General features: G+C 43.9%; 5 protein-coding genes. 3 read left to right on the top strand and 2 right to left on the bottom strand.

Annotation, left to right across the window (positions count from 1 at the left end; genetic code table 11):
* Positions 1-58 precede the first annotated feature (58 nt).
* The gene (locus KIV40_RS25870; RefSeq protein ID WP_285352053.1) at positions 59-481 is read right to left on the bottom strand and encodes an organic hydroperoxide resistance protein; all 423 of its coding nucleotides are present in this window, start codon (positions 479-481) and stop codon (positions 59-61) included.
* A gap of 130 nt (positions 482-611) precedes the next feature.
* Here KIV40_RS25870 and KIV40_RS25865 point away from each other — a divergent pair, with 130 nt between their 5' ends.
* The 3 genes from KIV40_RS25865 (at position 612) to ahpF (ending at position 3674) form a co-directional block, all read left to right on the top strand.
* Entirely contained in the window at positions 612-1070 is a 459-nt protein-coding gene (locus KIV40_RS25865; protein WP_005536293.1) for a MarR family winged helix-turn-helix transcriptional regulator, read from the top strand.
* 305 nt (positions 1071-1375) lie between these two features.
* Positions 1376-1933 carry an alkyl hydroperoxide reductase subunit C gene (ahpC, locus tag KIV40_RS25860; RefSeq protein ID WP_005374632.1) on the top strand — a complete coding sequence of 186 codons (558 nt, stop codon included), beginning with the start codon at positions 1376-1378 and terminating at the stop codon, positions 1931-1933.
* Positions 1934-2105: 172 nt separating this feature from the next.
* Positions 2106-3674, top strand: a complete 1569-nt coding sequence (gene ahpF, locus KIV40_RS25855) for an alkyl hydroperoxide reductase subunit F (protein WP_285352052.1) — start codon at positions 2106-2108, stop codon at positions 3672-3674.
* Between the two features lie 217 nt (positions 3675-3891).
* Here ahpF and KIV40_RS25850 read toward each other — a convergent pair whose 3' ends face one another.
* The gene (locus KIV40_RS25850; protein WP_285352051.1) at positions 3892-4920 is read right to left on the bottom strand and encodes a hypothetical protein; all 1029 of its coding nucleotides are present in this window, start codon (positions 4918-4920) and stop codon (positions 3892-3894) included.
* Between the last annotated feature and the right edge of the window lie 931 nt (positions 4921-5851).

Below are 5851 nucleotides of genomic sequence, written 5' to 3'. Positions count from 1 at the left end.
GATCAAGAGACAGGCGTACTTGCAGGCTTTCTTGTCTTTGTTCAGTGGTTGAAACCACTTAAATTGCTTCGCCGTTTACCGATACTGCCACATCAATGTTGCCACGAACTGCGTTTGAATATGGGCAAACTTGGTGTGCAATACGCGTTAGCTCTAGCGCTTGTTCTTGTGGCATGTCTAGTTCTACCGCTAGGCTCACTGTTAGTGCAAAGCCACCGTTATCGTTAGGGCCGATGCCCACTTCCGCTGTTACGGGTGCAATTTTCAGGTTTACTTTACCTTCACGCGCTACGTGCAGAATCGCGTTAGAAAAACACGCTGAATAGCCCGCCGCGAAAAGTTGTTCTGGGTTTGTCGCCGAACCAGTACCGCCCATCTCTTTAGGGTAAGACAGTTCTAACTCTAGAAGGCCATCATTTGTTTTTACTTGACCATTGCGACCAGCCAATGCGGTAGCCTGAGTTTTATAGATTGTAGTCATACTAATTTCCTTTTCAATTTAAGTTGTGCGCTATCTAATTGCCAACAACCTTATATCGAATTAAAGATCGTTGCAACTATATTGCGCACAATTTATTATGTTTTTTTCCATGGATAGCTAGGCAACGCCAATGAGCCAGTGTCACACCGACAACATCATGACCGACGACGATAAACTCTTACTCGAAAACCAAATTTGCTTCCCTCTCTATAGCGCAGCGAATGCGGTGATTCGAGCTTACCGCCCGTTGTTGGACAAGCTTGATCTGACTTATTCTCAGTACTTGGTGATGATGGTGCTGTGGGAGAAAGACGGTGCCAGCGTAAAAGAATTGGGGTCGCAACTGCATTTGGACTCAGGCACACTCACGCCGCTGCTTAAACGCTTAGAAGCAAAAGGCTATGTAGAACGTGGGCGCAGTGAGACCGATGAGCGCGTTCGCGTACTCAACCTAACAGAACAAGGTCGTGACCTTAAAGAACAAGCTAAGTCAGTGCCAAACGCCATGATGTGCAAAATAACCTTAGAGCTGGATGAGATGATCATGCTGAAGAAGCTGTGTGGCAAAGTGCTCGACAATCTGAGCTAACAAGATAGAAGCATCCGCTTCCCCACTTCCTATTAGAAAGAGCCTGTCGAGATGCAGGCTCTTTCGATCTTAGCTAGACGATCGACTCAAAGTAATCATCGATATTCTCTATTGCTAATCTGCCTTCATCTTCAATAAAACCTATCAAAGCAAACTCACTTACATCGGATTTACCTATCAAGTGAAATAGGAAATGGCTATCAATAGGATAGTTACAAGCGATTTTCCTTAAACACACTCCGATGAGAATATACTTTCCGAAAGCAACAACAGCTCAGCTTAAAACATTCAAAGGAAAGTAAATTATGATTAATACTCAAATCAAACCATTTGCAGCTACAGCGTACAAAAACGGCGAATTCGTTGAAGTAACAGAACAAGACGTTCTAGGTAAATGGGCAGTATTCTTCTTCTACCCAGCAGACTTTACGTTTGTATGTCCAACAGAACTGGGCGACCTAGCAGACCACTACGAAGAGCTACAAAAACGTGGCGTAGAAGTTTACTCAGTATCAACTGACACACACTTCACTCACAAAGCATGGCACGACAGCTCAGACACAATCGGTAAGATTCAGTACTACATGCTTGGCGACCAAACAGGCAACATCACAAACAACTTCGGTGTGATGCGTGAAGGTCAAGGCCTTGCAGACCGTGCTACGTTCCTAATCGACCCAGAAGGTACTATCCAAGCAATGGAAATCACTGCTGAAGGTATCGGTCGTGACGCAGAAGACCTACTACGCAAAGTGAAAGCAGCTCAATACGTAGCAGCGCACCCAGGCGAAGTTTGCCCAGCTAAATGGAAAGAAGGTGAAGAGACACTAGCTCCATCACTAGACCTAGTTGGCAAAATCTAAGGCACTGAAATTTAAGTTCTAATCAGTTCCCGATTTCCTTTTTCTGATTAGAACTGAATTAGAGAGCACTTCAGGTTAGATACCTTGACGACCTTCTGCCTGATTTGCTCTCTCCCCCTCAGGTTTTATCTACAGTAACCACTTTTTAGTTTTAATTAAGGTAGTAACAACTATGTTAGACCAAGCGATCCAACAACAACTCAAACAATATCTGGCTAATGTAAAAGAAGAAGTTCGTTTAGTGGTTAGTCTAGATGAAAGCAAAGCATCGAATGACATTTTGTCTCTAGCGAACCAAATCGCAGAGATGAGCGACCTAATCACCGTTGAACGTGACGACAACGCAAGCGCACGTAAACCAGTGATGGCGGTAACTAACCCAGCAAAAGGCACATCACTACGCTTTGCAGGCTTGCCAATGGGTCACGAATTTACCTCTCTAGTATTGGCATTGCTTCACTCTGGCGGTCACCCAATCAAACTAGAACCAGAAGTGATTGAGCAAATCGCAGCACTAGACAAAGATCTAGACGTAGAAATCTTCATTTCACTGTCGTGTCAAAACTGTCCGGACGTGGTTCAAGCGTTCAACATGATGGCGGCGCTCAACCCGAAAGTAAAAGCAACCATGATCGACGGTGGTTTGTTTCAAGATGAAGTGAAACAACGCGACATCATGGCAGTACCAAGTGTATTCGTGAACGGTGAGCTATTCGGTCAAGGCCGTATGTCTCTAACTGAAATCCTAAACAAAGTGGATGACGGCGCGAGCGAGAAAGCGGCGAAAGCACTGAGCGAAAAAGACCCATACGACGTACTTGTTGTCGGCGGTGGTCCTGGTGGTAGCGCAGCTGCTCTATACGCTGCTCGTAAAGGTATTCGCACTGGTGTGGTTGCTAAGCGTTTTGGCGGTCAGGTTATGGACACCATGGCAATCGAGAACTTCATTTCGGTAAAACGTACTGAAGGTCCAAAACTGGCAACTGATCTAGCAGAACACCTAAAAGAATACGACGTAGACGTAGTAACTGAGCAACAAGCTGAGAAGCTAATGGGCGCAGCACACACAGAAGACGGCTTGATTCACATCCAACTCGAAAGTGGCGCAACGCTGAAGAGTAAGAGTGTCATCCTAAGCCCTGGTGCACGCTGGCGTGAAATGAACGTTCCGGGTGAGCAAGAGTACCGCAACAAAGGTGTCGCGTACTGCCCACACTGTGACGGCCCACTGTTCAAAGGCAAGAAAACCGCAGTTATCGGTGGTGGTAACTCAGGCATCGAAGCCGCTATCGACCTTGCTGGTATCGTAGAACACGTAACGGTTCTTGAATTCGCAGACGTACTTCGCGCAGACCAAGTGCTTATCGACAAAGCGAACTCACTACCAAATGTAGACATCATCACGATGGCGCAAACAACAGAAGTAGTAGGCGACGGTACTCGCGTAACAAGCTTGAAGTACAAAGACCGCAACACAAATGAAATCAAAGAGATTGAACTGTCAGGTATCTTTGTTCAAATCGGTCTAGTACCAAACACAGAATGGTTAAAAGATTCAGAAGTAGCCCTATCTGAGCGCGGCGAAATTGAAGTCGGTAGCCGTGGCGATACTAGCCTAGAAGGTGTGTTCGCAGCTGGTGACGCAACAACCGTTCCTTACAAACAGATCATCATTGCGATGGGTGAAGGTGCAAAAGCAAGCTTAGGCGCATTTGACTACCTAATCCGTAAGCAAGGTTAATCTCCAATTTCTTGAGCACAAAGCGCACGGTGCTGTGTTTTCTTCCCCGGAAAACCAATCGGGGCACCGTGACAGCGATGAGTAACAAGAAATAAAATCAAAAACCTAGAAGCCCAAAGACTTTGCCAGCAGGTATAAACTGCTGGCTTTTTTGGTTTTTGGTTTTTGGTTTTTGGTTTTTGGGGAGACTAAAGGTATGAATGAAAATTAAGCCTTGCTAGCTATTTACATAAAGGTAAGTTGCAATAATGCCAGCCAAAACGTTCAAAAATAATGACCAAGCCGTTTGACGTAAAAACAACTTCCCGTGATCTTTATTCAAGTCCATTGCCTCAGCATTTGCCTTTTTATCGCCAGAAGTCACGTTAAAAACGACTTTCTTACCATTAATCTCATCAAGAGCACTGTACACTTTACTCGCAAGATAGTGCCCAATTTTGCTTATTGGGGTAAAACCATACAAGCCAAAGAAGAGCCAGATCGCAATATATTTCGTTGGCATACTAGCATCAGGATATAAGTTACTATCAGCCCAAAGGAAGCCAGACACCCAAAGTAAGGAATACATGAAAATAAAACTATGATGTACAAGCGTCGCGATCGTTTGTCTTTTCTTTTTGAACCAATAGTAAAAGTCTGTGATCAAAGCTGTTTGCTTTCTCGAATTGACCCAATCAGTGACCTCATTGATCAACTCTTTACTTATCTGAGCGTTTATAAAATCAACTCGACAAAATGAAGGTGCAGTCATTACGTCAATTTGGTCAAAATCATCATAATTACCAGAAACCATCATTTGCATAAATTTTCCGGGCTTCATATCCCCAGAGATTCTAACTAAAAGGGTATGCCGTTGAGCAGCTTCATAACCATGAATGTCGACCATAAAATCCCATTTAATAACAACCTCTTCGATACATTCTGGAGTCTGCCAATGATGTTCTGCAAACTCCTGCCATGTACCAAACTCTTGTATATCTGAGCCTTTGTAGCCAATCGTTAAAGAGGTTATCTGGGCATGGATATGATTTGTTTGTAACTTGCGAGTAATACAAGCATTCAACTCTTTGATGTCATCTAATTCTATAAATAATGGCTTGTGATAAACCTTTATTTGTGAGTCAGGTTTACCGGCAAATAAATAGAATAAAGATTTTAGTTGCTCTTTAGGAAGTTTGGCTACAACAGACTCTTGGCCATCCACCGAACTATTGTTCATTTCAATTACAGTATTGCCACTTGTCACATGTTCCCCTTTTGCTTATTCAAATTCTACAGAGCTAAATACAGGAGCAGAAAAATACCGTATCACCACCGATTAAACAGCATACCATTCGCTAAAGTGAATATTAGTATTCTCAGAAGATGAGAATTCAACAAATTTCGGTTAACTAAATGAGCCCCAAACCACCAACCCCACCTAACCTCCCCTTGTATCAAACTCCAAAGATCTCAACACTCCGAGATCAAAGGGGAGGGACTGGTTCTGCATTCGCGGATAATTCAGCAACAAACACCAACATCACAACACGCTGAGAGTAGATTCTGAATAATCGCTTAGGCTACTTCAGAATGACGCTGCTCGTTTAGCTCTCTCTTTCCGTCATTCCCGCGAACTCAGGTGAGACTGGGAATCTACTCACCACAAACTCGATCCAAATCATTAGCTAAAACACGAACGACTGAAAGGTGAAAGAAGGTTGCAAACACATAACCCAACATTTAGCTTCAAACCACCACCCCCACCTAACCTCCCCTTGTTCAAACTCCGAAGCTCTCAACACAACGAGCTCAAAGGGGAGGACTGGTTCTGCACTCGCAGATAATTCAATTCACAATGGAACATAGCAACGCGCTGAAAATAGATTCTGAATAATCGCTTGGGCTCCTTCAGAATGACGGTGTGAAAGCACTGAACTCACGGCAGCAAAGAATAACCCTCCCCCTTGATAATCACATCCAAATGCTTGGCAAACCAAGTCGAGAAAAGGGGGAGTTGGAGCTGTCTCTTATACACAAATCCCCAAGCTTGTAGCTTGGGGATTTTTTTTGAACTCTTTCAAGTGTGTGTGATCTGATCACTTAGCAATCATTACTGAAACACTAAGATGACACACTCAGACGCTAAACTTTGGGCACAAGAACAATTTGGACAAGCACAACTTAAAGACCCTCGA

The sequence above is a fragment of the Vibrio sp. D173a genome (assembly GCF_030248475.1).
Note: the sequence above shows the minus strand (reverse complement) of the source record. Positions and strands in the feature narration are given on the sequence as shown.